This window comes from Enterobacter sp. 940_PEND, assembly GCF_001059415.1.
Taxonomy (GTDB): domain Bacteria; phylum Pseudomonadota; class Gammaproteobacteria; order Enterobacterales; family Enterobacteriaceae; genus Enterobacter; species Enterobacter cloacae_M.
Genome location: NZ_JUMS01000087.1, coordinates 1 through 24569, shown reverse-complemented (window position 1 = coordinate 24569; position 24569 = coordinate 1). Strand labels below are relative to the sequence as shown.

Annotated in this window: 24 protein-coding genes and 1 pseudogene; 16 read left to right on the top strand and 9 right to left on the bottom strand. The window is 54.8% G+C overall.

The features are described from left to right. Positions 1–1263 carry a translesion error-prone DNA polymerase V subunit UmuC gene (umuC, locus tag ADJ24_RS11950; protein ID WP_023311487.1) on the bottom strand — a complete coding sequence of 421 codons (1263 nt, stop codon included), beginning with the start codon at positions 1261–1263 and terminating at the stop codon, positions 1–3. Then, entirely contained in the window at positions 1247–1681 is a 435-nt protein-coding gene (gene umuD, locus ADJ24_RS11945) for a translesion error-prone DNA polymerase V autoproteolytic subunit (RefSeq protein WP_023311486.1), read from the bottom strand. The genes umuC and umuD overlap by 17 nt, the downstream gene beginning before the upstream one ends. A 330-nt stretch (positions 1682–2011) precedes the next feature. On the opposite strand from umuD, the gene ADJ24_RS11940 reads away from it, so the two are divergent. Next, positions 2012–2212: a hypothetical protein gene (locus tag ADJ24_RS11940; RefSeq protein WP_023311485.1), complete on the top strand. Its 201-nt coding sequence runs from the start codon at positions 2012–2014 to the stop codon at positions 2210–2212. A 45-nt stretch (positions 2213–2257) separates the two neighbouring features. On the opposite strand, the gene ADJ24_RS11935 is transcribed toward ADJ24_RS11940, so the two are convergent. Further along, positions 2258–3124 (bottom strand): aldo/keto reductase family oxidoreductase, encoded by an 867-nt coding sequence (locus ADJ24_RS11935; protein WP_023311484.1) that lies wholly within the window; start codon positions 3122–3124, stop codon positions 2258–2260. A 144-nt stretch (positions 3125–3268) separates the two neighbouring features. On the opposite strand from ADJ24_RS11935, the gene tcp reads away from it, so the two are divergent. After that, on the top strand, positions 3269–4930 hold the full coding sequence (tcp, locus tag ADJ24_RS11930; protein WP_023311483.1) for a methyl-accepting chemotaxis citrate transducer: 1662 nt from the start codon (positions 3269–3271) through the stop codon (positions 4928–4930). Between the two features lie 27 nt (positions 4931–4957). Here the strand turns inward: tcp and smrA are convergent, their stop codons facing one another. Both smrA and ADJ24_RS11920 read right to left on the bottom strand, forming a co-directional pair. After that, entirely contained in the window at positions 4958–5521 is a 564-nt protein-coding gene (smrA, locus tag ADJ24_RS11925; RefSeq protein ID WP_023311482.1) for a DNA endonuclease SmrA, read from the bottom strand. A gap of 354 nt (positions 5522–5875) precedes the next feature. Further along, complete coding sequence (locus ADJ24_RS11920; RefSeq protein WP_023311481.1) at positions 5876–6787, bottom strand: LysR family transcriptional regulator; 912 nt, start codon at positions 6785–6787, stop codon at positions 5876–5878. Between the two features lie 175 nt (positions 6788–6962). Between ADJ24_RS11920 and ADJ24_RS11915 the strand changes: the two genes are divergently transcribed. The 7 genes from ADJ24_RS11915 (at position 6963) to uspE (ending at position 14132) form a co-directional block, all read left to right on the top strand. Further along, positions 6963–8273 carry a M20 family metallo-hydrolase gene (locus ADJ24_RS11915; RefSeq protein ID WP_023311480.1) on the top strand — a complete coding sequence of 437 codons (1311 nt, stop codon included), beginning with the start codon at positions 6963–6965 and terminating at the stop codon, positions 8271–8273. Continuing rightward, positions 8273–9718 carry a M20 family metallopeptidase gene (locus ADJ24_RS11910; protein ID WP_023311479.1) on the top strand — a complete coding sequence of 482 codons (1446 nt, stop codon included), beginning with the start codon at positions 8273–8275 and terminating at the stop codon, positions 9716–9718. Before ADJ24_RS11915 ends, ADJ24_RS11910 begins: the two co-directional genes overlap by 1 nt. A gap of 36 nt (positions 9719–9754) precedes the next feature. Then, complete coding sequence (gene abgT / locus ADJ24_RS11905) at positions 9755–11281, top strand: p-aminobenzoyl-glutamate transporter (RefSeq protein WP_023311478.1); 1527 nt, start codon at positions 9755–9757, stop codon at positions 11279–11281. A gap of 10 nt (positions 11282–11291) precedes the next feature. Continuing rightward, positions 11292–11807, top strand: a complete 516-nt coding sequence (ogt, locus tag ADJ24_RS11900) for a methylated-DNA--[protein]-cysteine S-methyltransferase (RefSeq protein ID WP_023311477.1) — start codon at positions 11292–11294, stop codon at positions 11805–11807. 183 nt (positions 11808–11990) lie between these two features. Next, on the top strand, positions 11991–12743 hold the full coding sequence (gene fnr / locus ADJ24_RS11895; protein ID WP_006174991.1) for a fumarate/nitrate reduction transcriptional regulator Fnr: 753 nt from the start codon (positions 11991–11993) through the stop codon (positions 12741–12743). Positions 12744–12889: 146 nt separating this feature from the next. Further along, the gene (locus tag ADJ24_RS11890; RefSeq protein WP_014883604.1) at positions 12890–13072 is read left to right on the top strand and encodes a hypothetical protein; all 183 of its coding nucleotides are present in this window, start codon (positions 12890–12892) and stop codon (positions 13070–13072) included. Positions 13073–13181: 109 nt separating this feature from the next. Then, on the top strand, positions 13182–14132 hold the full coding sequence (gene uspE, locus ADJ24_RS11885; protein WP_023311476.1) for a universal stress protein UspE: 951 nt from the start codon (positions 13182–13184) through the stop codon (positions 14130–14132). A 120-nt stretch (positions 14133–14252) separates the two neighbouring features. On the opposite strand, the gene pntB is transcribed toward uspE, so the two are convergent. After that, positions 14253–15641, bottom strand: coding sequence for a Re/Si-specific NAD(P)(+) transhydrogenase subunit beta (gene pntB, locus ADJ24_RS11880; protein ID WP_032668239.1), 1389 nt, complete (start codon positions 15639–15641; stop codon positions 14253–14255). Positions 15642–15651: 10 nt separating this feature from the next. Continuing rightward, complete coding sequence (gene pntA / locus ADJ24_RS11875; protein ID WP_023311474.1) at positions 15652–17181, bottom strand: Re/Si-specific NAD(P)(+) transhydrogenase subunit alpha; 1530 nt, start codon at positions 17179–17181, stop codon at positions 15652–15654. Between the two features lie 535 nt (positions 17182–17716). On the opposite strand from pntA, the gene ydgH reads away from it, so the two are divergent. From ydgH to folM, 3 genes are all read left to right on the top strand, one after another. Then, positions 17717–18661, top strand: coding sequence for a DUF1471 family protein YdgH (ydgH, locus tag ADJ24_RS11870; RefSeq protein WP_023311473.1), 945 nt, complete (start codon positions 17717–17719; stop codon positions 18659–18661). Positions 18662–18846: 185 nt separating this feature from the next. After that, positions 18847–20229, top strand: a complete 1383-nt coding sequence (locus ADJ24_RS11865; RefSeq protein WP_023311472.1) for an amino acid permease — start codon at positions 18847–18849, stop codon at positions 20227–20229. 39 nt (positions 20230–20268) lie between these two features. After that, on the top strand, positions 20269–20991 hold the full coding sequence (folM, locus tag ADJ24_RS11860) for a dihydromonapterin reductase (RefSeq protein ID WP_023311471.1): 723 nt from the start codon (positions 20269–20271) through the stop codon (positions 20989–20991). Here folM and ADJ24_RS11855 read toward each other — a convergent pair. Continuing rightward, complete coding sequence (locus ADJ24_RS11855; protein WP_023311470.1) at positions 20988–21323, bottom strand: GlpM family protein; 336 nt, start codon at positions 21321–21323, stop codon at positions 20988–20990. The two genes, folM and ADJ24_RS11855, sit on opposite strands and share 4 nt — an antisense overlap. Positions 21324–21451: 128 nt before the next feature. On the opposite strand from ADJ24_RS11855, the gene rstA reads away from it, so the two are divergent. Both rstA and ADJ24_RS11845 read left to right on the top strand, forming a co-directional pair. Continuing rightward, positions 21452–22168: a two-component system response regulator RstA gene (gene rstA / locus ADJ24_RS11850; RefSeq protein WP_021241154.1), complete on the top strand. Its 717-nt coding sequence runs from the start codon at positions 21452–21454 to the stop codon at positions 22166–22168. Between the two features lie 246 nt (positions 22169–22414). Then, the gene (locus ADJ24_RS11845; protein ID WP_023311469.1) at positions 22415–22675 is read left to right on the top strand and encodes a hypothetical protein; all 261 of its coding nucleotides are present in this window, start codon (positions 22415–22417) and stop codon (positions 22673–22675) included. A gap of 124 nt (positions 22676–22799) precedes the next feature. Here ADJ24_RS11845 and ADJ24_RS24220 read toward each other — a convergent pair whose 3' ends face one another. Then, on the bottom strand, positions 22800–22976 hold the full coding sequence (locus ADJ24_RS24220; protein WP_233422262.1) for a helix-turn-helix domain-containing protein: 177 nt from the start codon (positions 22974–22976) through the stop codon (positions 22800–22802). A 32-nt stretch (positions 22977–23008) separates the two neighbouring features. On the opposite strand from ADJ24_RS24220, the pseudogene ADJ24_RS25540 reads away from it, so the two are divergent. Beyond that, a pseudogene (locus ADJ24_RS25540) lies at positions 23009–23220 on the top strand (transcriptional regulator); the annotation flags it as partial. A 30-nt stretch (positions 23221–23250) separates the two neighbouring features. Beyond that, positions 23251–24477: a ParA family protein gene (locus tag ADJ24_RS11835; RefSeq protein WP_048702546.1), complete on the top strand. Its 1227-nt coding sequence runs from the start codon at positions 23251–23253 to the stop codon at positions 24475–24477. The last annotated feature ends 92 nt before the right edge of the window (positions 24478–24569 follow it).

Below are 24569 nucleotides of genomic sequence, written 5' to 3'. Positions count from 1 at the left end.
CTACTTCGCCACCGGCAAATCGGCGTACCGCGTCGTATAGGCCGGTGACAGCATCTCACGCTTCATCGCCCAGGATTTCTCAATACCCTGCCCGGCGAACCATATCTTCCCTTTACCGGAATGATTTACGCTGTCCATCATCTCCATCAGCGCCGCGCTGTTGGCGCGCAGACGATTATCGTCAAACAAATTAAGCTGGGCGACGCCGCTGCTGAAAAAGTCCGCCAGCATGACCCCGGCTTTCATATAGCGATAGCCGTCGAGCCATATGCGCCCCAGCGCCTCCGTGGCGGCGCGGATGATATCGCGCGAGTCATTGGTGGGCGTCATCAGGGTGACAGAAGCCTGATTGCCGTAATAAATTTCGTTGTCCGCATGCGGGCTGGTGCGAACAAATACGCTGATAAAACGACAGTATTGATGCTCGCCGCGCAGTTTTTCCGCAGCGCGTTCCGCGTAGGCGCAAATAGCCTGGTGCATCTCTTCATATTGGGTAATACGGTGTCCAAACGAACGGCTACAGATGATTTGCTGCTTCGTGGGGGTGAACTCCTCCAGATCAAGACAGGGCTCACCGCGCAGTTCGCGGGCCGTACGTTCCAGTACCACGTTGAAATGTTTGCGTATGACCCAGGACGACGCTTCCGCCAGCTCCAGCGCCGTGGTGATCCCCATAGCGTTGAGCTTTTTCGTGATGCGCCGCCCTACCCCCCACACCTCCTCTACCGGAACCTTTTCCAGCAGCTTACGCTGCCGCTCGCGGCCTGAGAGATCGACCACGCCGCCAGTGCCGGACCATCGTTTCGCCGCATAGTTGGCCAGCTTCGCCAGCGTTTTGGTCGGGGCAATACCGACGCCAACGGTTAGGCCCGTATTTTTTAAGACCTCTGTGCGCATCTGGTGACCGAACGCTTCCAGCGACAGGCAGTGGCTGACCCCTGAAACGTTCACGAACGCCTCATCGATGGAGTAAATCTCGATTGCCGGGGCGAGATCGGTCAGCGTCTGCATGACCCGACTGCTGAGATCGGCATACAGCGCATAGTTCGAGCTAAAGACGTAAACTTTTGACGGGTATAGCTTTTCTTTGAATTTAAAATACGGCTCACCCATTTTTATGCCGAACTGCTTTGCCTCCCGCGACAGCGAAATAATGCAGCCGTCGTTATTGGACACCACCACGATGGGTTTCCCCTGCAGATCGGGGCGGAATACCTTCTCGCAGGAGGCGTAAAAGCTATTCACATCAACCAGCGCGAACATGTTTATGCGTTTTGAGAGTGTGGGTGACGACGCCGAAGATCTGCAGCTCCTCTTCGGACTGAAAGGTAATCGGCTGATAGCGGGCATTATGCGGCAGAAGTCTCAGAACCGGACGGGTCTGTAGCTCTTTCACCGTAAACTCACCGGCGACCGACGCCACGACGATATCACCGTGTTCGGCATTTAACGAGCGATCGACCACCAGCAGATCGCCGTCGCCTATCCCCGCCCCAATCATGGAGTCTCCACTCACCTTGATAAAATAGGTCGCACTGGGGTGTCTGACTGCCAGCCGGTTAAGATCGAGACGATCCTCCACATAATCCTGCGCCGGGCTGGGAAAACCACAGGCCACGCGTTCTAAAAACAAAGGTAATTCAATGTTTTGTTTTGGGTGATAAGAAAAGAGAGTGTCCATAATGCCTTTCTCGCCAGATACTGTATATAAATACAGTATTACGAATTATGGACAAGGATCAAGGTCATTTCCAAAGGCGAACCCAAACGCGTTGAAGTTTGAGCGGTTTTAATTTAGCAACGTTGCCCGCCGATAACCCGCCCCACGGTTCTCCCCGGAATGCATTAAGAGACGCGCCAAGATAAGTCATTAAAAAGTCATATAGCAAATACTTCATAATGACTTATTTGGAAATTTAATCACTACCAAATCACTGCATGTTGACTTTTAAGTCAGATAAAAGCATATTTTACCGAACGAATTAACAAGACTTACTGGAGAATATTTTCAATGCCAGCCCGTGACTATCCAGACAAGCGTGTTGCACGCGGTCTGGCAAAGGAGGCCGATCTCAGGATGTTGAGCGCCCGCATCGATCCCGATCTGATGGAGTACATCAGAACCACCGCCTTTGAGACGCGTAAGAGCAAGCAGGAGATTGTGGCGGAAGCATTAGCGCTGCACAGGCAGAAAAGTCAGACAGGAGCCTAAGCGCGCAAAGCCGGAAGCATCCTTCAGGCTTTGCGCGTGTCACCTTTAATCCATCAGCGAATTCAGCGTTTCCAGTGCTTCAGGCGGCAACCGCAGCTCCCCCGCCGCGAGGTTTTGCCGTAAATGCGCTACGGAAGAGGTGCCAGGGATCAGCAGAATATTCGGGGAACGTTGCAGCAGCCATGCCAGCGCAACCTGCATTGGCGTGGCGCCAAGTGAATCCGCGACGGTCTTCAGCCCGGAAGATTGCAGTGGCGTAAAGCCGCCCAGCGGGAAGAACGGCACATACGCGATCCCCTGCTGCGCCAGCAGATCCACCAGCGCGTCGTCACCCCGGTTCACAATGTTGTACATGTTCTGCACGCACACCACCGGCACCATCTTCTGGGCTTCCGCAACCTGGGTTGCCGTGACGTTGCTCAGGCCAATATGACGCACCAGACCCTGCTGCTGTAATTCGGCCAGAGTGGAGAGCGGTTCCGTAATCGACCCTTCCGCCGGCCCGTGTGCGCTAAACATGATCCGCAGATTCACCACGTCCAGCACGTCCAGCTGCAGATTACGCAGGTTGTCATGCACCGCCTGCGTCAGTTCCTGCGCGGAAAAGGCCGGCAGCCAGGCACCTTTGTCGTTGCGGCGGGCACCAATCTTGGTGACGAGCGTCAGATCGTCCCGGTACGGGTGAAGCGCCTCGCGGATCAGCTGGTTAGTGACATGAGGACCATAAAAATCACTGGTATCAATGTGGTTCACCCCCGCCGCCACCGCTTCTCGCAGCACGTCCAGCGCGGCCTGCTTATCCTTCGGTGGGCCAAAGACGCCCGGCCCGGCGAGCTGCATCGCACCGTAGCCCAGTCGTTTTACCGTCCGCGTCCCGAGCGCGTACGTCCCGCTTTTATCAATGCTGCTCATGTTAACCTTCCTCATAAAAATGATCCGGATTTACAACAGGTTCCTTACCGGAGCCCTTAGTTAAGCGCGAGTTAAATTAAAGTTTAAATTCTATACGACGATAGTATTGGTGTACCTCTGCATCCTTTCTAACGGACGACCGCTATGCTGAAAAATTTGCACGTGATTACCGGTATTATCTTTGCCCTCACCATATTCTGTCTGCTGCAAGTTGTCACGGGAGGGTTGTTCTACTCTGCCGTTAGCAACGATCGCCATAATTTCCAGAATTCCGGCGTGCTCAATGCCCAGCAGGAGAGCCTGAGCGACAGCGTAAACACGCTGGTGAAAACGCGCGTCACCGTCACCCGCGTGGCGATCCGCTACCTGAAAAACCAGCGCGACCCGGCTTCCCTTGCAGCGATCAATAAACTGCTTGGCACCGCAGCCGACTCGCTGGCAAAAGCCGAAGCCTATAACAAAGAGTGGCAGAAGCTGCCGCAGGTTAACGGCCAGGAGGCGGCATTAACCGACGAGATGCAGAAGTCCTGGAACCAGATGCACGAAGTGATGCGCTTATCGATTGAGTATCTGCGTGCCGACAACTACCAGGCCTATGGCGATCTGGACGCGCAGCAGGCGCAGGACGAGATGGAAGCGGTCTATAACCGCTGGCGCGCCGAAAACAACACACTGCTGAAGGCCGCAACCGAAGAGAACCAGAGCAGCTTCACGCAGATGCAGTGGACGCTGGCGGCTATTCTGCTGGCCGTTATCGCGGTTCTGGTGGTCATCTGGCAGGGTTTACAACACCTGCTGTTAAAACCTCTCCACTCCATTATGAACCATATTCGCGCCATTGCAGGGGGCGACCTGACGCAGGAGATCGCTATCTCCGGTCGCAATGAGATGGGCCAGCTGGCCGCCGGCCTGCATGAGATGCAGCAGTCGCTGGTGACCACCGTCAGCGCCGTACGGGGAAGTACGGATTCCATCTACACCGGCGCAGGCGAAATTGCCGCAGGGAGCAACGATCTTTCCGCCCGCACCGAGCAGCAGGCCGCCTCGCTCGAAGAGACCGCCGCCAGCATGGAAGAGCTGACCGCGACGGTTAAGCAGAACTCCGATAACGCCCGTCAGGCCACGCTGCTGGCGAAAAACGCCTCTGAAACGGCCGCGCGCGGCGGTCACGTCGTGGATAACGTGGTTCGCACCATGAACGAAATCGCCGACAGTTCACAGCAAATTGCGCATATTACCGGCGTGATCGACAGCATCGCGTTCCAGACCAACATTCTGGCGCTTAACGCAGCGGTGGAAGCGGCACGCGCCGGGGAACAGGGCCGTGGTTTTGCGGTTGTTGCAGGTGAAGTCCGTACGCTGGCGAGCCGCAGCGCGCAGGCGGCGAAAGAGATCAAAGGGCTTATCGAGAACTCCGTCAGCCGGGTGAATACTGGTTCTGAGCAGGTCAGCGAGGCTGGCACCACCATGAAGGAAATTGTCGCCGCCGTGACCCGCGTGACCGATATTATGGGTGAGATTTCATCTGCCTCTGACGAGCAGAGCCGCGGCATTGAGCAGGTGAGCCTGGCCGTTTCGCAGATGGACAGCGTGACGCAGCAAAACGCCGCGCTGGTGCAGGAGTCCGCCACGGCGGCTGCGGCACTGGAAGATCAGTCCGAGCAGCTGCGCCAGGCGGTAGCGGCGTTTCGTCTGAACGGCAAAGAAAAAGCGGTCGCCCCGCGCCCGGCCAATCTGAAAACGCCACAGCTGCTGCGCCCGGCAACGACAACCGCCTCCACCGACAGCAACTGGGAAACGTTCTGAGTCACCGGCGGGCGAGGAGATCGCCCGCTAGCGGCTGCGCTTGGCGTGTCGCTCCCAGTTTTCCTGTTTTGCCTCATCCGATTTTCGCAGTGAAACATAACATGCCCCGCTGCCGCCGTGATGCGGCAGCGCCACGCAGAAGGCCTGCACTTCCTCGAACTCGGTTAACCAGCGCGCAAGATAGCTGCGCACCACATTGGGATGCGAGTTCTGCTCGCGCCCTTTCCCGTGAATGATAATCAGATTGCGTAACCCGTCTCGTCCGGCCTGGCGAATAAAAGAATAGAGCATCTGACGGCAGCGTTCGGCGGGCTGACGCAGGAGGTTTAAGCTGGCCTGGCGGGCGTATTTACCCGTGCGCAGCTTATCAATAACGCCCTGCTGTACCCCTTCGCGCTGGAACGCCAGCGGTTCTTCCAGGGGAAGCACGTCAAGAAAATCCAGCGTCAGGAAGTTATCCAGCTGTTCGCTATCCACCTCCTCGCGCGTCCGCGTATTGCGGCTGGGCTGCCAGTGAATATCCGCGCAGCGCTTCAGGGGCTGGACATCTTCCATGGCGTCAAGAAAAAATGATTTGTCGTCAGGGTTCATGGACATCCTCCGGCTACATCTGAGGACTGTACTATACCTGCGCCAGAGACCGGCCTCAATCACCGTTACAGGGCGATGCGTGGCAATAATATTAACCTGATGAATATATATAGTAATTATTAAATAAACTTAAATCAGACTTAACTAAAATTTCAGCAAAGGTAAAATACGTGATTTATGTTAAAATTTCGTGAAATCAATCACTCGCCCGCCTTTCATTTTTCGGGAAAGGTGTTATACCTAAATATACCTGCCTCATGGAAATAATACTCAGGATTGGCGAAAGGACGTACTGCTGTGTGTACTATAGGGTCTGTCTGATGTCGGGCAGATCCTGTTTTTTTAATCTGTATTTCACGCGACGACTATTTTCCTCACCTCCCTTCTGAACTGCGTAATTAATGACTCAGCAAGGGGAGTCTGACGTGAATCACGACGCTGAATTAAATAATAGGTTGCTTTAGGAAGCGATTCGACAACCGGCAGCATGACCAGACGGTGTGCCAGCAGCGGGTCACAGCCTAGCTCCTGCGGCAATATGCTTAAAAAATCACTTTGCGCGACCAGGCTAATACAGGAAGAAAATGTTTCGCAAACCACACCAATTCGCGGTATTTGCGAACGATCGCTAAATACCTCCTCTAATTGCTTATAATAACTTCCCCGCGGCGTCGGCATTGTCCAGTTATAATGCAGAAGTTCATTAATTGACGTTGCCCCCATTGCCGGGTGACCTTCCCGACAAAATACCGCAAACGGTTTTTCGAAGAGCTTTTCAAACGTAAATTCCTGGTCGTAAGGCCCCTGATAATAGGTATTGATGGTGAAGTCCAGCTCGCCCTGGCGTAATTCATTGATCATCGACACCAGCTGCCCTTCCATAATCCGCACCTTGACCTGCGGATGCTGCGCATGAAAGCGGGTGATAACGGCGGGCATCAGCGTGCGTGAAACGCTGGCCCCCATCCCGATGTTGATCTGCCCGGCCAGCTCCCCCTGCCGCTGACGGATATCATCCTGCGCCGCGCGCAGCTCTTCCAGAATCAACCTGGCACGCTGGTAAAAGCCCTCACCGCATTCGGTCAACGCGACGCCTTTACTCCTGCGCACGAAAAGCTGCGCCGCCATGCCCTCCTCCAGCTCTTTGATGGATTTGGTCAGCGCCGGCTGGGAAAGATTCAGCGTCCTGCTGGCACCGCGAATGCTGCCCTGACGCGCAACCTCAACAAACGCCCGGATTTGATGAAATTTAATCTGGAATGTCATAGCCCGACCGATAACCGTTGTTTATCAGAGTAAAGAAACTGTCATCTACTTTAATGGAAAGGGATGTGCGAGGGTAATTCCTGAACGGTTAAAACTGTGAAAAATCGGTTAGTGATAAGTAAAAACTATCACAGCGTGAAGCAGTTCACATATTTTAATGATGACAGGAACAGATATGGACACACTGGCGCAGTACATCCAGACATTATCCCCGCTGCTGAGCGCATGGCGTCGCGATTTTCACCATTTCGCGGAATCCGGCTGGGTAGAGTTTCGAACGGCCGCGAAAGTCGCGGAAATCCTCGATTCGCTGGGTTACGAACTGGCGATGGGCCGCGACGTCGTCGATGCCGAAAGCCGGATGGGGCTGCCCGATGCCGCTACCCTGGCGCAAGAGTTTGCCCGCGCGCGGGCGCAGGGCGCGCCAGAGAAATGGCTGGCGCCGTTTGAGGGCGGGTTTACCGGCATTGTGGCGACCCTCAATACCGGACGTCCTGGACCGACCCTGGCGTTTCGCGTCGACATGGATGCCCTTGATTTAAGCGAAGCGCTGGATGAAAGCCATCGCCCGTTCCGCGACGGGTTTGCCTCCTGCAACGCGGGCATGATGCACGCCTGCGCGCACGATGGACACACCGCTATTGGTCTGGGGCTGGCGCAGGTGCTTAAGCAGAATGACGCGCAGCTCAACGGCACCATCAAGCTGATCTTCCAGCCTGCTGAAGAAGGCACCCGCGGCGCGCGCGCCATGGTTGCCGCCGGGGCGCTGGACGACGTGGACTATTTCACGGCCATCCATATTGGTACCGGCGTCCCTGCCGGAACGGTGATTTGCGGCAGCGATAACTTTATGGCCACCACCAAGTTTGACGTGAACTTTACCGGCGTTGCCGCACACGCGGGCGGTAAACCGGAGGACGGACGTAACGCCCTGCTCGCCGCCGCGCAGGCCGCCCTCGCCCTGCACAGCATCGCCCCGCACAGCGACGGCGCCTCCCGGGTGAACGTCGGAGTGATGCAGGCGGGCAGCGGACGCAACGTGGTGCCCGCGAATGCCCTGATAAAGGTTGAAACGCGCGGCGAAAGCGAAGCGATTAATCAGTATGTCTTTGAACGCGCGCAGGCGGTTATTACCGGCGCAGCGGCGCTCTACGGCGTGAGCGCCGAGATGCGCCTGATGGGCGCCGCAACCTCCAGCGCGCCGACACCGGCGTGGGTTGATTACCTGCGCGAACAGGCGAGCCGGGTTTCCGGGATTATTCACGCCATCGATAAGGTGAAGGCGCCAGCGGGTTCCGAAGACGCCACGCTGATGATGGCCCGCGTGCAGGAGAACGGCGGCATGGCGTCCTATATGGTGTTCGGCACGGATTTGAGCGCCGGACATCACAACGAAAAATTCGACTTCGATGAACAGGTCATGGCGATTGCCATTGAAACGCTGGCGCGAACTGCGCTCAATTTCCCGTGGACGCGAGGTGTGTAATGCAGGAGAACTACGCTTTTATTGCCGATGCGATCGACACGCGATGTCGGACGTTAACCGATATTGCCGACGCGATCTGGGATCGTCCTGAAACCCGCTTCGAAGAGTTCTGGTCCGCCGAACGGCTGGCCAGCGAGCTGGAGGCCGAGGGCTTCACGCTGACGCGCGAGGCCGGCGGTATTCCAAATGCCTTTATCGCCAGCTTCGGCAGCGGGAAACCGGTCATTGCCCTGCTGGGCGAATACGACGCGCTGGCCGGGCTAAGCCAGCAGGCGCACTGCGCGACGGCGCAATCCGCCACGCCGGGGGCCAACGGCCACGGCTGCGGGCATAACCTCTTAGGCACCGCGGCGCTTGCGGGCGCGGTGGCGGTGAAAAGCTGGCTGGAGCAGCGCGGCGGCAGCGGAACGGTGCGTTTTTACGGCTGTCCCGGTGAAGAAGGTGGCTCCGGGAAAACCTTTATGGTGCGCGAAGGCCTGTTTGATGACGTCGATGCCGCCGTCACCTGGCACCCGGAAGCCTTCGCCGGGATGTTTAACGTCAGCACGCTGGCGAATATTCAGGCCGCCTGGCGTTTTCACGGCGTGGCGGCACACGCGGCCAACTCCCCTCATCTGGGACGCAGCGCGCTGGACGCCGTGACGCTGATGACTACCGGCACCAACTTCCTCAACGAACACATCATTGAGAAAGCGCGCGTCCATTACGCCATTACCGATACCGGCGGGATTTCACCCAACGTGGTGCAGGCGCAGGCTGAGGTGCTGTACCTGATCCGCGCCCCGGAGATGGCCGATGCGCAGCAGATCTACGAACGCATCGATAAAATCGCCCAGGGCGCGGCGATGATGACCGAAACCACCGTCGAGTGTCGCTTTGATAAAGCCTGCTCCAGCTACCTGCCAAACCGCACGCTCGAGGCGGCGATGTATCGCGCCCTGCAGCACTACGGCACGCCGCTCTGGACGGAGGAAGAACGCGCCTTCGCCCGCGAGATCCGCGCCACCCTGACGCCCAACGATCTGCAAAACAGTCTGAAAAATATTGCCGCGACGGGCGGTGATGCGGGTAAAGCCTTTGCCCGGCGTCATCAGGAGACGCTGCTGGTGGATGAAGTCGCGCCTTACGCCATCACCGACAACGTGCTGGCGGGTTCAACCGACGTGGGCGACGTCAGCTGGAAAATGCCGGTCGCCCAGTGCTTCAGCCCCTGCTTTACCGTCGGCACGCCGCTGCACACCTGGCAACTGGTGGCGCAGGGACGTACCTCCATTGCCCACAAAGGCATGCTGCTGGCCGGAAAAGTGATGGGCGCAACCGCGCTTAACCTGCTGCAGGACGCGGCGCTGCTGAAAAAATGCCGTGAAGAGTTCGAACAACAAATACAAGAAAAACCGTACGTGTGTCCGATCCCACAGGGCGTGACACTGTCACCTTTAAAATAAAAAAACACAACACAACAACACTCCCGAGGAACGCCCATGAGTATGTCTTCCATACCTTCGCATTCCCCATCCGGTAAGCTCTATGGCTGGGTTGAAAGGATCGGCAATAAAGTGCCGCACCCTTTCCTGCTGTTTATCTATCTGATTGTGATTTTAATGGTCGCCACCGCCGTGCTCTCCGCCTTTGACGTGAGCGTGCGCAGCCCGGCTGACGGCAGCCTGGTGGCGGTAAAAAACCTGCTCAGCGTTGACGGGCTGCACTGGTTTTTACCCAACGTGATTAAAAACTTCAGCGGCTTCGCCCCGCTCGGCGCCATTCTGGCGCTGGTGCTGGGCGCCGGGCTGGCTGAACGCGTGGGCTTGCTGCCTGCATTAATGGTGAAGATGGCTTCTCACGTCAGCGCGCGTTACGCCAGCTATATGGTGCTGTTTATCGCCTTCTTCAGCCATATCTCCTCCGACGCCGCGCTGGTGATCATGCCGCCGATGGGGGCGCTGATTTTCCTCGCCGTCGGGCGTCACCCCGTGGCGGGCCTGCTGTCGGCGATTGCGGGCGTGGGCTGTGGATTTACCGCCAACCTGCTAATCGTCACCACCGACGTGCTGCTCTCTGGCATCAGCACGGAGGCGGCAAAGACCATCGATGCGGCAATGCACGTCAGCGTGATCGACAACTGGTACTTTATGGCCAGCTCGGTGATTGTCCTGACGATTGTCGGCGGGCTGATTACCGATAAAATCATCGAGCCGCGGCTGGGTAAATGGGAAGGCCGTAGCGATGAAAAGCTGGAGACCCTGAGCAAAGAGCAGCGCTTCGGCCTGCGCGTGGCGGGCGTGGTCTCGCTGGCCTTTATCGCGCTGGTGGCGCTGATGGTGGTGCCGGAAAACGGCATATTGCGCGATCCGGTTAAACATACCGTCCTGCCCTCGCCGTTTATTCAGGGCATCGTGCCGCTGATTATTCTGTTTTTCTTTGTCGTCTCGCTCGCCTACGGTATCGCTACCGGCAAAATCCGCCGTCAGGGCGATCTGCCGCAGCTGATGATCGAGCCGATGAAAGAGATGGCGGGCTTTATCGTGATGGTGTTCCCGCTGGCGCAGTTTGTGGCGATGTTTAACTGGAGCAACATGGGCAAGTTTATGGCCGTGAGCCTGACCGACGCGCTGGAGGCAGCCGGGCTAAGCGGCGTACCGGCGTTTGTCGGCCTGGCGTTGCTGTCATCCCTGCTGTGCATGTTTATCGCCAGCGGCTCCGCCATCTGGTCGATTCTGGCCCCGATCTTCGTGCCGATGTTTATGATGCTGGGGTTCCATCCGGCATTTGCCCAGATCCTGTTCCGCATCGCGGACTCCTCGGTGATTCCGCTGGCGCCGGTTTCGCCGTTTGTTCCGCTGTTTTTAGGCTTCCTGCAGCGCTATAAACCCGAGGCCAAACTGGGTACCTACTATTCGCTGGTTTTACCCTACCCGCTTATCTTTTTAGGGGTATGGCTGGTGATGCTGGTGGCATGGTATCTTGTCGGCCTGCCGATTGGGCCGGGGATTTACCCGAGGCTGAACTAAAGGAATGAGGATGCTGAGATTACTCGAAGATAAGATTGCGACGCCGCTCGGGCCGCTGTGGGTGATCGCGGACGAGCAGTTCTGCCTGCGCGCCGTCGAATGGGAAGAGCACAGCGACCGCATGGAAGAACTGCTCCATGTTCACTACCGCTCACAGGGGTATGAACGTATCCGCGCCACCAACCCGGGCGGGCTGAGCGACAAGCTTGCGGCCTACTTCGAAGGCGATCTCAGCATCATCGATACTCTGCCGACCGCCACGGCAGGCACGCCTTTTCAGCGCGAAGTGTGGCAGGCGCTGCGGTCCATTCCCTGCGGGCAGGTCATGCATTACGGCCAGCTCGCGGAACAGCTAGGCCGCGCGGGCGCCGCACGCGCGGTGGGTGCCGCTAACGGCTCTAACCCGGTCAGCATCGTGGTGCCCTGCCATCGCGTCATTGGCCGCAACGGCACCATGACAGGCTATGCCGGCGGCGTGCAGCGAAAAGAGTGGTTGCTGCGTCACGAAGGGTATCTCCTGCTCTAGCTTCCAGGCTTTTTGTGCTTAATTTTCTTCCGGTTAGGCTAAAAATCCATAATCAAGCTGTGGAATTTCAAGAAGATGGCGACACAATGTCGCCACTTGTCCTTATTGAGGGTTTGTCAGGCTTACGTACTTACCAAAAAGATGTTAAAATTGACCAATATCAATTAAGGCTTGAGCAAACCTATGATCCCGGAAAAGCGAATTATACGACGCATTCAGTCTGGCGGTTGTGCTATCCATTGCCAGGATTGCAGCATCAGCCAGCTCTGTATCCCGTTTACTCTGAATGAGCATGAACTCGATCAGCTTGATAATATCATCGAGCGCAAAAAGCCTATTCAGAAAGGGCAGACGCTGTTTAAAGCGGGAGACGAACTGAAATCGCTCTATGCTATCCGTTCTGGCACCATCAAAAGCTACACCATCACCGAACAGGGTGATGAGCAGATCACCGGCTTCCATCTGGCGGGCGACCTGGTGGGCTTTGATGCCATCGGCACGGGCCATCACCCGAGCTTTGCTCAGGCACTCGAAACCTCTATGGTTTGCGAAATCCCGTTTGAAACCCTGGACGATCTGTCCGGCAAGATGCCTAACCTGCGTCAGCAGATGATGCGTCTGATGAGCGGTGAGATCAAAGGCGATCAGGACATGATTCTGCTGCTTTCTAAAAAGAACGCAGAAGAGCGCCTGGCCGCATTTATCTACAACCTCTCCCGCCGCTTCGCCGAGCGTGGCTTCTCGCCGCGTGAGTTCCGTCTGACGATGACGCGTGGCGATATCGGTAACTACCTGGGCCTGACCGTGGAAACCATCAGCCGTCTGCTGGGCCGTTTCCAGAAAAGCGGGATGCTGGCCGTTAAAGGTAAATACATCACTATCGAAAACGGTGAGGCGCTGGCCGTTCTTGCCGGGCACGCCCGCAACGTAGCGTAACTCTCCGCATGTTGATGACCAGACTGATAAATTCTTGTGATTTATTGGTCTGGTATAATCACTCCCGTTTCAAGATATTTTCACCGTAGCACGTCCCCACACAGCACCCAAAAGGTTCTCGTTGAGGTTATGAATTGAGAGAAAGTTTGTTTTTCGTTTCAGTCGTGATTGCCTCTGTGACCTTTATCTTCATCTGGATCATGCTTGTCGGCCCAATGAAGGGGGAGGAAAAAACCTACGTTCAGGACTCCACGACCTTTGCGATAGCGGTGATGGTGCTGCTGTTTATTGCGTTTATCGCGGTGACGACTACGGTGCTTTTCCTCTGATAAATTTTCATGAATTATTGATCTGGCAAAACCTCCCCTCTGTTTCATTCAGGATATATAGGTTACTCTTTTAATTACAGACTGTGGTGACAGTAGTAAGGAGACCTGTATGGCCAAGTATCAAAACATGCTGGTAGCTATCGATCCGAATCAGGACGATCAGCCGGCATTACGACGTGCTGTGTATTTACATCAACGGATTGGTGGCAAAATCAAAGCGTTTTTGCCGATCTATGACTTCTCGTATGAGATGACCACCCTTCTGTCGCCTGACGAGCGCACCGCTATGCGTCAGGGCGTCATCAGCCAGCGTACCGCGTGGATCCGTGAACAGGCGAAGTATTACCTGGAAGCGGGTGTGCCCATTGATATTAAAGTGGTCTGGCATAACCGACCTTTTGAAGCCATTATCCAGGAAATTGTCGCCGGCGGGCACGACCTGCTGCTGAAGATGGCGCACCAGCACGACAAGCTGGAATCCGTGATCTTCACCCCGACCGACTGGCACCTGCTGCGCAAATGTCCTTGCCCGGTCTGGATGGTGAAAGACCAGCCGTGGCCTGAAGGCGGGAAAGCCGTTGTGGCGGTAAACCTCGCGAGCGAAGAGGATTACCACAACTCGCTGAACGAGAAGCTGGTGAAGGAGACCATCCAGCTTGCCGACCAGGTGAATCATACCGAAGTGCATCTGGTGGGCGCCTATCCGGTCACGCCGATCAATATCGCCATTGAGCTGCCTGAATTTGACCCGAGCGTGTACAACGACGCGATCCGGGGTCAGCATCTGCTGGCCATGAAAACGCTGCGTCAGAAATTCAGCATCGATGAGAAAATGACCCACGTGGAAAAAGGGCTGCCTGAAGAGGTGATCCCGGACCTGGCGGAACACCTGCAGGCGGGGATTGTGGTGCTGGGCACCATTGGCCGAACCGGTATTTCTGCCGCGTTCCTCGGCAATACCGCCGAACAGGTGATCGACCATCTGCGCTGCGACCTGCTGGTCATTAAGCCGGATGATTACCAGACGCCGGTTGAGCTGGACGATCCGGAAGACGATTAACGCCTGACGCCCGGCGGCACAGGCTTGCCGGGCCTACAAACCCGTAGGCCGGGTACGCGTCAGCGCCACCCGGCAATAAAAAAACCGCCGAATTCGGCGGTTTTTTCGTTTCAGCGCAACTTACAGCGCTTTCAGAATCGCATCCACGCTGGCTTTAGCATCGCCGAACAGCATGTGGGTGTTCTCTTTGAAGAACAGCGGGTTCTGAACCCCGGCATAGCCGGTATTCATGGAGCGTTTAAACACAATCACGTTCTGCGCCTTCCATACTTCCAGAACAGGCATACCGGCGATTGGGCTACCCGGGTCGTCCTGTGCAGCAGGGTTAACGGTATCGTTGGCGCCAATGACCAGCACGGTGTCGGTGTCGGCGAAATCATCGTTGATCTCATCCATTTCCAGCACGATGTCGTAAGGCACTTTCGCTTCCGCCAGCAGCACGTTCATGTGGCCCGGCAGACGCCCTGCCACCGGGTGAATACCAAAGCGAACCTTGATGCCGCGCGCGCGCAGCTTCTCGGTGATTTCCGCAACCGGATACTGCGCCTGCGCCACCGCCATGCCGTAGCCCGGAGTGATGATCACGGAGTGCGAATTTTTCAGCATGTCTGCGGTATCTTCCGCAGAAATTTCACGGTGCTCACCCACTTCTTCATCCGCACTGGAAGAAGACCCATCGGTCCCGAAACCACCGGCGATAACGCTGATGAACGAGCGGTTCATCGCCTTACACATGATGTAAGACAGGATCGCACCGGAAGAGCCCACCAGCGCACCGGTGACGATCAGCAGGTCGTTGCTCAGCATAAAGCCTGCCGCCGCTGCCGCCCAACCGGAGTAGGAGTTCAGCATCGAGACAACCACCGGCATATCCGCACCGCCGATGGACGCCACCAGGTGCCAGCCAAACGCCAGCGCGATGATGGTCATCACCAGCAACGCCAGTACCTGCAGGCCCACGCTTTCGGTACGCACGAAGACCACCAGCAGAACAAACGACACCACCAGCGCCGCGAGGTTCAGCTTATGACGGTTTGGCAGCATCAGCGGTTTAGAGGAGATCTTCCCGCGCAGCTTGCCGAACGCGACAATGGAGCCGGTGAAGGTCACCGCACCGATGAAGATACCGAGGAACACTTCCGTCAGGTGGATATTCACCAGAATCGGTTCCAGGCCCGGTTCGTGATACAGGTAGCTGTTGAAGCCCACCAGCACCGCCGCCAGACCCACGAAGCTGTGCAGAATGGCAACCAGCTCCGGCATCTCGGTCATTTCAACGCGTTTTGCCAGGCGAATACCAATCGCGCCGCCGATGATCATCGCCACCAGGATCCACGCCACGTTGCCGGTATCCGGCCCGAAGATGGTGGCAATCAGCGCAATCGCCATCCCGGCGATACCAAAGTTATTACCCTGCTGAGACGTTTCGTGTTTGGAAAGCCCCGCCAGACTGAAAATAAACAGGATTGCAGCAACAATGTATGCGGCTGTCACTAATCCTCCAGACATATGCTACCCCTTAGCCTTTACGAAACATTTTCAGCATGCGCTGAGTCACGGTGAAACCACCGAAAATATTGATACTGGCGATCAGCACCGCGATAAAGCTCAGGAAGCTGATCCAGCCGCCGTGACCAATCTGCAGTAACGCCCCCACCACGATGATCCCCGAGATGGCGTTGGTTACAGACATCAGCGGCGTATGCAGCGCATGGGAGACGTTCCACACCACGTAGTAGCCTACGACGCAGGAGAGCGCGAAGACGGTAAAGTGGCCGAGGAACTCTTTTGGTGCGACGTCAGCCAGCCAGCCGAACAGAATAATCACCAGCGCCATGATCGCGTATTTGCGCCACGGAGAAGCCGGTTTGGCGGGTTCTTTTGGCTCAGGTGCCGCTTTCGTTGCCGCCTGAGGCTGAGCAGAAACCTGAATAGGCGGCGCAGGCCAGGTAATTTCACCTTCACGAACCACCGTGACGCCGCGCACAACAACATCGTCGAAATCAACGGTGACGTTGCCGTCTTTCTCTTTGCAAAGCAGCTTCAGCAGGTTGACGAGGTTGGTGCCGTACAACTGAGAAGACTGCGTAGGCAGGCGGCCCGGCAGATCGGTATAGCCGATCACCTTCACGCCGTTAGCGGTCGTGGTCACCTGATTTGGAACGGTATATTCACAGTTACCGCCGTTTTGGGCGGCCAGGTCGACAATCACGCTGCCCGGCTTCATGGAGTCAACCATCTCACGGGTAATCAGCTTCGGCGCCGGTTTACCCGGGATAAGCGCGGTGGTGACAATAATGTCGACATCTTTCGCCTGGGCGGCGAAGAGTTCCATTTCGGCTTTGATAAAGGCTTCGGACATTACCTTCGCGTAGCCGTCGCCGCTGCCTGCTTCTTCCTTGAAATCCAGCTCAAGGAATTCGGCGCCCATACTCTGGACCTGTTCCTTTACTTCAGGACGGGTGTCAAAGGCGCGTACGATAGCGCCCAGGCTGTTTGCCGCACCGATTGCGGCAAGGCCCGCCACGCCTGCGCCAATCACCATCACTTTCGCCGGAGGGACTTTACCCGCGGCGGTGATTTGACCGGTAAAGAAGCGACCAAACTCGTGGGCCGCCTCAACAATAGCGCGGTAGCCGGCAATGTTTGCCATGGAGCTTAAGGCATCCAGCGACTGCGCGCGCGAAATGCGCGGCACGGAGTCCATCGCCATCACGGTCACGCCGCGGGCCGCCAGTTTCTCCATCAGCTCCGGGTTTTGCGCAGGCCAGATGAAGCTCACCAGGGTCGTTCCCGGATTGAGCAGCGCAATCTCACTCTCTTCCGGTGCGTTGACCTTCAGAATCACCGGCGACTGCCAGACGTCAGCACCGTCCACCACTTCCGCGCCGGCCTGGATAAAGGCCTCGTCATCGAAACTCGCCAGTTTGCCCGCGCCGCTTTCAACCGCGACCGTAAAACCCAGTTTAAGCAGTTGCTCCACCGTTTTCGGTGTTGCCGCTACGCGGGTTTCATTGGCTAACCGTTCTTTTGGTACCCCAATACGCATAGTTTTCCCTTCCATCGGTTTTTGATGATGGTTTATCGATAAATGCCCGCGGTTTGTATCAATTTTCGCCATCGCGCGAGCGACGAGAGATGATTAACCCCGGAAAATAAAACAGTAACAAACTGTCTATAACCTACTGAAAATAGCGCCCGTGATCTACCGCCAGAAAACACTATTTCTTACTTTATCTGTGAAAAATAAGCGATCGGCGTCACTGACAGTGATATTTACCTTAAATTCACTGCCAGAACCGATAAAACGCGCAAGCGAAGCGGTAAAAACATGATATAGCGCCATAAGAGAACAACTTGTTAACATTAAATTAACTTGTAAAAGTCATATGCTTTATCAGTTTTACTTGTCAAACGCGTGTTTTTTCAACATATCACTAAATGTTATCGAATTCGGTGATTCAGTAAGCACAGGCAGTGAAAAATGGCGCAGACAGCGACGGGTTTTAAATGCAATAATCGGGACCGTCTCAAATTAACAACAATACCAGTACATGGTTTGCGCAAGGCGAAGGATCATTTTTATGAAGCTTAAGAACACACTCCTGGCGTCCGCACTTCTTTCCGCGACCGCCCTGTCTGCGAATGCCGCAACAGAGTTAACGCCGGAGCAAGCGGCAGCGTTAAAACCTTTTGACCATACGGTCATTGTGGGTCGTTATAATTCTATTGGCGACGCCGTCGCCGCTGCATCAAAAGCCGCAGATAAAAACGGAGCGGCCTCGTTTTATGTGGTTGACCAGTCCGATTACGGCAACAGCGGTAACCAGCGCGTGACCATTGCGCTGTTCAAAGACAATGCGCCGAAAGCTGACGCACCAAAAAACCGCGTGATCAACGGTGTTGTTGAACTGCCGAAAGATCAGGCGATTGAGCTGGAACCTTACGACACCGTCACCGTTCAGGGCTTCTATCGCAGCCAGCCTGAAGTGAACGATGCCATTACCAAAGCCGCGAAAGAGAAAGGGGCCTACTCTTTCTTCATCGTGCGTCAGGTCGATGCTAACCAGGGTGGCAACCAGCGTATTACCGCGTTCATCTATAAAAAAGATGCGAAAAAACGTGTTCTGCAGAGCCCGGATGCCATCCCGGCGAATTCAGAAGCAGGTCGCGCGGCGCTAGCTAAAGGCGGCGAAGAAGCGAAGAAAGTTGAAATTCCAGGCGTAGCAACGACGGCTGCTCCAAGCGCTGAAGTGGGCCGTTTCTTCGAAACGCAGTCCACGAAAGGTGGCCGTTATTCCGTTACGCTGCCGGACGGTACCAAAATTGAAGAGTTGAACAACGCCACTGCAGCGCAGATGGTGCCGTTCGGCAGCATCAAGTTTACCGGCAACTACGGCAACATGACGGAAGTCTCTTACCAGGTCGCGAAGCGTGCGGCGAAGAAAGGGGCGAAGTACTACCACATCACCCGCCAGTGGCAGGAACGTGGTAACAACGTGACCATCAGCGCCGATCTGTACAAGTAACAACATCGTTTACGAAAGGCGGCGCAATGCCGCCTTTTTTTGTTACTTTTTTTGAATTTCTGCCTCACGTCATTGCATGCATTCGTTACACTCCGTAAAATCCCGCGCCTTAGTGTGATCCACCATTTTTATGCGCCTGAGCGAAATAATTATTCTGGATTTTGACCTTTCATAACAGGAAGCCAATGGAAAAGAAACTTGGCCTGAGTGCTCTGACTGCACTCGTTTTAAGCTCAATGCTGGGTGCAGGCGTATTCAGTTTGCCGCAAAATATGGCCGCCGTCGCCAGCCCTTCCGCGCTCATCATTGGCTGGGGCATTACGGGTGTCGGCATACTGCTGCTGGCCTTCGCGATGCTGCTGCTCACCCGCATTCGCCCCGATCTGGACGGCGGCATTTTCACCTATGCGCGTGAAGGTTTCGGCGAGCTGATTGGCTTCTGTTCCGCATGGGGATACTGGCTGTGTGCCGTTATCGCCAACGTCTCTTATCTTGTAATCGTCTTCTCGGCGCTCAGTTTCTTTACCGATACGCCTGAGCTGCGCCTCTTTGGCGACGGGAATACCTGGCAGTCTATTGTGGGCGCCTCGGTGTTGCTGTGGTTCGTCCACTGGCTGGTGTTGCGTGGCGTACAAACGGCCGCCAGCATCAACCTTGTGGCGACGCTGGCGAAACTGGTTCCGCTCGGCCTGTTTATCGTTCTGGCCTTTATTGCGTTCCGTCTGGACGTTTTCAAGCTTGATTTTAGCGGCGTTGCGCTGGGCGTTCCCGTCTGGGAGCAGGTGAAAAACACGATGCTGATTACCCTGTGGGTGTTCATCGGCGTAGAAGGCGCGGTCGTGGTTTCTGCCCGGGCCAGGAATAAACGCGATGTGGGCCGCGCCACGCTGCTGGCCGTACTGGCCGCGCTGGGGGTCTATTTGCTGGTGACGCTGCTGTCGCTGGGCGTGGTGGCGCGTCCTGAACTGGCTGAAATGCGTAACCCGTCAATGGCAGGCCTGATGGTGAAAATGCTCGGTCCCTGGGGCGACGTGGTGATTGCCGCAGGGCTGATCGTCTCCGTCTGCGGCGCTTACCTGAGCTGGACCATCATGGCGGCTGAAGTGCCGTTCCTGGCCGCGACGCACAAGGCGTTTCCACGCCTGTTCGCCCGTCAAAACCAAAACAGCGCGCCTTCGGCATCGCTCTGGCTGACCAACATCAGCGTTCAGGTCTGTCTGGTGCTGATCTGGCTCACAGGTTCTGACTATAACACCCTGCTGACCATCGCCTCGGAGATGATTCTGGTACCCTATTTCTTAGTGGGTGCGTATCTGTTAAAAATTGCCACACGCCCGGCGCATTATGTCGTGGGGGTCGGAGCCTGTATTTACGGCCTGTGGTTGTTGTATGCTTCCGGGCCTATGCATCTGCTGCTGTCGGTGGTGCTGTACGCACCGGGTCTGCTGGTGTTTATCTACGCCCGCCGTACGCATCAGCTGGAGAACGCGCTGAAACGCCGTGAAATGGCATTAATTGGACTGTTACTGGTTGCTGCCCTGCCGGCAACCTGGATGTTAATGGGTTAGCATCGCCTTTCCCATTGTTGAACTGTAAAGGAGAATACGATGGGAAATGCACCGCTTCGCCCAATACTGATTACCGGTGGAGGCCGCCGTATCGGCCTCGCCCTCGCCCATCACTTTCTCAACCTTCGCCATCCGGTCATTGTCAGCTACCGTACGGAATACCCGTCGATTGAAGGGTTACGCAAAGCCGGGGCGGTCTGCATTCAGGCTGATTTTTCGACTGATGAAGGCATTCTGGCTTTCGCGGAAAAGGTAAAAGCCGCCACGACGGGACTGCGCGCCGTGATCCATAACGCCAGCGCATGGCGAGCCGAAAAACCCGGTACGTCACTCAGCGAAACGCTCTCCGCCATGCTGCAGATCCACGTCAATGCCCCTTATCTGCTTAACCACGCTCTGCAGGATCTGCTCCGCGGTCATGGGCACGCGGCGGGCGACATTATTCACTTTACCGATTATGTGGTGGAGCGCGGCAGCGACAAGCACATCGCCTACGCGGCCAGCAAAGCCGCGCTGGATAATATGACACGCTCGTTTGCCCGCAAGCTCGCGCCCGAGGTGAAGGTGAACGCCATCGCCCCGGCGATGATTTTGTTTAACGAAAACGATGATGCAGAGTATCGTCAGCAGGCGCTGAATAAGTCGCTCATGAAAATCGCCCCGGGCGAGAAAGAGGTCATCGATCTTGTGGATTACCTGCTCACCAGCTGCTACGTCACCGGCAGAACCTTTGCCGTGGACGGCGGCCGACCGCTGCGCTAGTGAAAGCGGCTCCAGAAGAAAATTAACACCCAGGCGCTGAGTCCCCAGCAGACCACCGCCCCGCTCAGCGCCAGGGGAAGACGCAGAAAACCGGTGAAATACCACAGCGAAAGCAGGTAGAGAAAATACGGAATGATAGACCACATGCCAAACACGATGGTTGTGCGTAACGCTTCCGTGCCCCGCTCAGAAGCCACGATATAGTGGGCAATCAGCGCAAAGGTCGGGAACAGCGGGATTAGCCCGGCAATGTAGTAGTTTTTCGTTTTTGCCAGAATGCCAATCAGTAACACCACCAGCGCGCCCAGCGCGGCTTTGATCGCCAGCCCCATACTTTTTCCTATAACAATCAAATAACATTAAGAGCCAGAATAACGGAACCGGCGTTAATTTTGAAAGATTAATGGAAGGTTAAGGTTCCGCGGTGTATGTTGGCTTTTTTCACGAAAACAGACGCTGTATGAATAAGATTGTTTATGTTGAAGACGAACCCGAGGTCGGGCAACTGATCGCCGCCTATCTGGGTAAACATGATATGGACGTCATTGTTGAACCTCGCGGCGATCGTGCCGAAGAGGTGGTCGTCCGTGAAAACCCGGATCTGGTGCTGCTGGATATCATGCTGCCAGGCAAAGACGGCATGACGCTCTGCCGTGACCTGCGCGCCCGGTGGGAGGGCCCTATCGTTCTGCTCACTTCACTGGACAGCGATATGAACCACATTTTGTCGCTCGAGATGGGCGCCAATGACTACATTCTGAAAACCACACCGCCTGCCGTCCTGCTTGCCCGCCTGCGCCTGCATTTGCGCCAGCACGCCAGCATCGAACGCGAAGCGCCCGCGCCGTCTCTGACGCCGCACAAAGCGATGCGCTTCGGTACGCTATCTATCGACCCTATTAACCGCCAGGTGCTGCTCTCCGGCGAGCTTATCGCCCTCTCCACCGCAGACTTTGACCTGCTGTGGGAGCTGGCAACGCACGCCGGGCAAATTATGGACCGCGACGCGCTGCTGAAAAACCTGCGTGGCGTGAGCTATGACGGAATGGACCGCAGCGTTGACGTGGCGATTTCGCGTCTGCGCAAAAAGCTGCAGGATAACGCTACCGAGCCCTACCGCATTAAAACCGTGCGTAACAAGGGTTATCTGTTTGCCCCGCACGCCTGGGAAACCTGACTCCGTTATCCGGTTAGCATAACCTGCGCGAAATGAAGGGATTAAACACCGATGCCCTCTCTTTCGCGCGTTTATTTATCCATTTGCGCAACAATTGACTTGCTAAGCACGCGAACTATTCCATAATTAAGTCTCCCACTCTCCTTTCTTCAGCTCGCCCCGACTGCATGTAGACTCGCTTTCACCGCGAAGCGTTACGATATCTCTCCCATACAATCTTGAAATGAGGATTTAAGCCTATGGCATATGTATAGCTACAATCAGGTAGAAGCCATCAAAACCAATCTTGAATGGATTGTTAATCAGGCTGCGCTTAGCCATTCCTCCCCCTCACGCGCCGATCAAAAAGCGCTCTTTGATCTCCTTGAGCTCATCCAGACTTACGAAATACTTCTGGATTTGATTAACGAATTCGGTACCGATGTGATTGATATGCACATTGCGGAAGGCCTCGCCGTAACGGAAACACTCATCGCCAAGGTAAAAAACAGCGCGACTGCCATGTAACGCGCTCCACAGACATGAAAAACATGAAGGGTATCCTGCGTTGCCGATTCGCTTCGATGACACGGGAATATCAGTGGATTAGAGTAAGCTTTGCTACTCTGTTGAACTGAAACAGTTTGCATTGTTAAGGCTCCTGTTTAGGTAAACCGTCTGTGGGATTTGGATAGAGGTCAGCAGGGCGTAATTCGTGAGGAGTTACACCTGTCATTGTGAAAATTGGAAAGATGTAACTTGGCGGGACCATCCCTTGGTCACGATTCTTCCAATGACTTACAGACATACTTGTTACTCCAAGCGCGATGCTGAGATTTCTGGCTGAGCCTGTGGCTTTAATCGCTAGGCATCTCGGTTGCCTGGCTTCTCGGTGAAGATGTAGGGGAAAAGATGGCATTAAACCTGATGAGCAGCGCCTACTAGAGCACTATCGCCAATTACCAGAAGAGGAGAAGCAAAACATGCTTCGAATCTTCGCGCTTCGCCTGAAAGGATTGGACAAGTTATATGAGAAATACATGAAAGGTAGAATCAAGAGTACAGATGAATAGTTGGGATTGTTTACTAAGTTAAGCAAATGCATGCCTTCGCAGCCGGGTTTTATTGGATCCAGCCGTCATTTCATAATTTTCACAATAGAACGAAATCACCACTTATCATATAATGAGATAAACATTCAACCGCTAAAGGAAAATATAGTAGCTAAGGTAATATCTCTTTTTAACCATAAAGGTGGTGTAAGCAAAACAACAACTGTTTTCCATCTCGGATGGAAGCTAGCTGCTCTTGGACAAAGAGTACTGATCATCGATGCAGATCCTCAATGCAACTTAACTGGGCTGACGTTAGGTTTGGATGATTATGAATCCCTGGTTCAATTCTATGACAGCAAGCAAAATACAGATCTTTTCAATAGTCTTGCGCCAGAGTTTTCTTTAGAAAGCACACCACACACGCCAGTTGGCAATACTCCTATTACAGGGACTAATAATCCTAACTTATTCATTTTAGCCGGAAACATAAGGTTTTCTGAACTTGATACACAAATCGCGACAGCGATGACAAGTAGCAATACACTCCCAGTATTGAGAAAATTCGTAGGTGCTTTCAATAAGTTAGTCAGGAAAATCGCTGACGAGCATAGTATCGATATTGTTCTAGTCGACATGAGCCCCAGTGTGTCGTCAACCAATCAGTGTATTTTGATGAGTTCTGATTACTTTATCATACCTATTTCTCCTGATTTTTATTGCTATCAGGCTATAGATTCGCTAAGTAATGTACTACCTAAGTGGGCCAATGAGATTTCCCCCTTCAAGGTTGGAGGGGATCATCCACTGCCAAAAGCCAATCCCAAAATGCTTGGCTTTATAACTCAAAACTACAGAATCTATACCACTAGCAGCAGCTCTTCTGACGGAGATGATGCGGAGCAACCCAAGCAGATGTCAAAAGCTTATAGCGACTGGCTCGAACGCATCAAAACTGTTGCTAATAAAAAACTAATTCCTGCATTGAGTGCGTCAGAAATGGTTATTTCGGATGCAATTTTTACAGAAGCGGTTACGCACGACGCCCCATTCCATCTAGCAGGTGTACAGAACTTTAGCGGTTTGGTACCCGTTTCTCAAAGTTTGTCTAAACCGATTTTCGAGCTCACTAAAGAAGATGGGAACTGGACTGGTGCACGATGGATGTGGGAAAAAAATGGTAAGGAAAATGGAATAAAAGTGAATATTGAGGAAGCTAATAGGGTTTATCATAACTTGGCTCAATCTGTACTTACCATGATCAAATTAGACCAATAACATATACAAACCCGGCTCCGAAGCCGGGTTTTTTAACCACTGTCGGGTGATGCTGCCAACTTACTGATTTAGTGTATGATGGTGTTTTTGAG

What these genes read in the sequence shown, in the direction of transcription:
- umuC (WP_023311487.1), bottom strand. Translation starts at nt 1,263, where the DNA reads ATGTTCGCGCTGGTTGATGTGAATAGCTTTTACGCCTCCTGCGAGAAG.
- umuD (WP_023311486.1), bottom strand. Translation starts at nt 1,681, where the DNA reads ATGGACACTCTCTTTTCTTATCACCCAAAACAAAACATTGAATTACCT.
- ADJ24_RS11940 (WP_023311485.1), top strand. Translation starts at nt 2,012, where the DNA reads ATGCCAGCCCGTGACTATCCAGACAAGCGTGTTGCACGCGGTCTGGCA.
- ADJ24_RS11935 (WP_023311484.1), bottom strand. Translation starts at nt 3,124, where the DNA reads ATGAGCAGCATTGATAAAAGCGGGACGTACGCGCTCGGGACGCGGACG.
- tcp (WP_023311483.1), top strand. Translation starts at nt 3,269, where the DNA reads ATGCTGAAAAATTTGCACGTGATTACCGGTATTATCTTTGCCCTCACC.
- smrA (WP_023311482.1), bottom strand. Translation starts at nt 5,521, where the DNA reads ATGAACCCTGACGACAAATCATTTTTTCTTGACGCCATGGAAGATGTC.
- ADJ24_RS11920 (WP_023311481.1), bottom strand. Translation starts at nt 6,787, where the DNA reads ATGACATTCCAGATTAAATTTCATCAAATCCGGGCGTTTGTTGAGGTT.
- ADJ24_RS11915 (WP_023311480.1), top strand. Translation starts at nt 6,963, where the DNA reads ATGGACACACTGGCGCAGTACATCCAGACATTATCCCCGCTGCTGAGC.
- ADJ24_RS11910 (WP_023311479.1), top strand. Translation starts at nt 8,273, where the DNA reads ATGCAGGAGAACTACGCTTTTATTGCCGATGCGATCGACACGCGATGT.
- abgT (WP_023311478.1), top strand. Translation starts at nt 9,755, where the DNA reads ATGAGTATGTCTTCCATACCTTCGCATTCCCCATCCGGTAAGCTCTAT.
- ogt (WP_023311477.1), top strand. Translation starts at nt 11,292, where the DNA reads ATGCTGAGATTACTCGAAGATAAGATTGCGACGCCGCTCGGGCCGCTG.
- fnr (WP_006174991.1), top strand. Translation starts at nt 11,991, where the DNA reads ATGATCCCGGAAAAGCGAATTATACGACGCATTCAGTCTGGCGGTTGT.
- uspE (WP_023311476.1), top strand. Translation starts at nt 13,182, where the DNA reads ATGGCCAAGTATCAAAACATGCTGGTAGCTATCGATCCGAATCAGGAC.
- pntB (WP_032668239.1), bottom strand. Translation starts at nt 15,641, where the DNA reads ATGTCTGGAGGATTAGTGACAGCCGCATACATTGTTGCTGCAATCCTG.
- pntA (WP_023311474.1), bottom strand. Translation starts at nt 17,181, where the DNA reads ATGCGTATTGGGGTACCAAAAGAACGGTTAGCCAATGAAACCCGCGTA.
- ydgH (WP_023311473.1), top strand. Translation starts at nt 17,717, where the DNA reads ATGAAGCTTAAGAACACACTCCTGGCGTCCGCACTTCTTTCCGCGACC.
- ADJ24_RS11865 (WP_023311472.1), top strand. Translation starts at nt 18,847, where the DNA reads ATGGAAAAGAAACTTGGCCTGAGTGCTCTGACTGCACTCGTTTTAAGC.
- folM (WP_023311471.1), top strand. Translation starts at nt 20,269, where the DNA reads ATGGGAAATGCACCGCTTCGCCCAATACTGATTACCGGTGGAGGCCGC.
- ADJ24_RS11855 (WP_023311470.1), bottom strand. Translation starts at nt 21,323, where the DNA reads ATGGGGCTGGCGATCAAAGCCGCGCTGGGCGCGCTGGTGGTGTTACTG.
- rstA (WP_021241154.1), top strand. Translation starts at nt 21,452, where the DNA reads ATGAATAAGATTGTTTATGTTGAAGACGAACCCGAGGTCGGGCAACTG.
- ADJ24_RS11845 (WP_023311469.1), top strand. Translation starts at nt 22,415, where the DNA reads ATGTATAGCTACAATCAGGTAGAAGCCATCAAAACCAATCTTGAATGG.
- ADJ24_RS11835 (WP_048702546.1), top strand. Translation starts at nt 23,251, where the DNA reads ATGCCTTCGCAGCCGGGTTTTATTGGATCCAGCCGTCATTTCATAATT.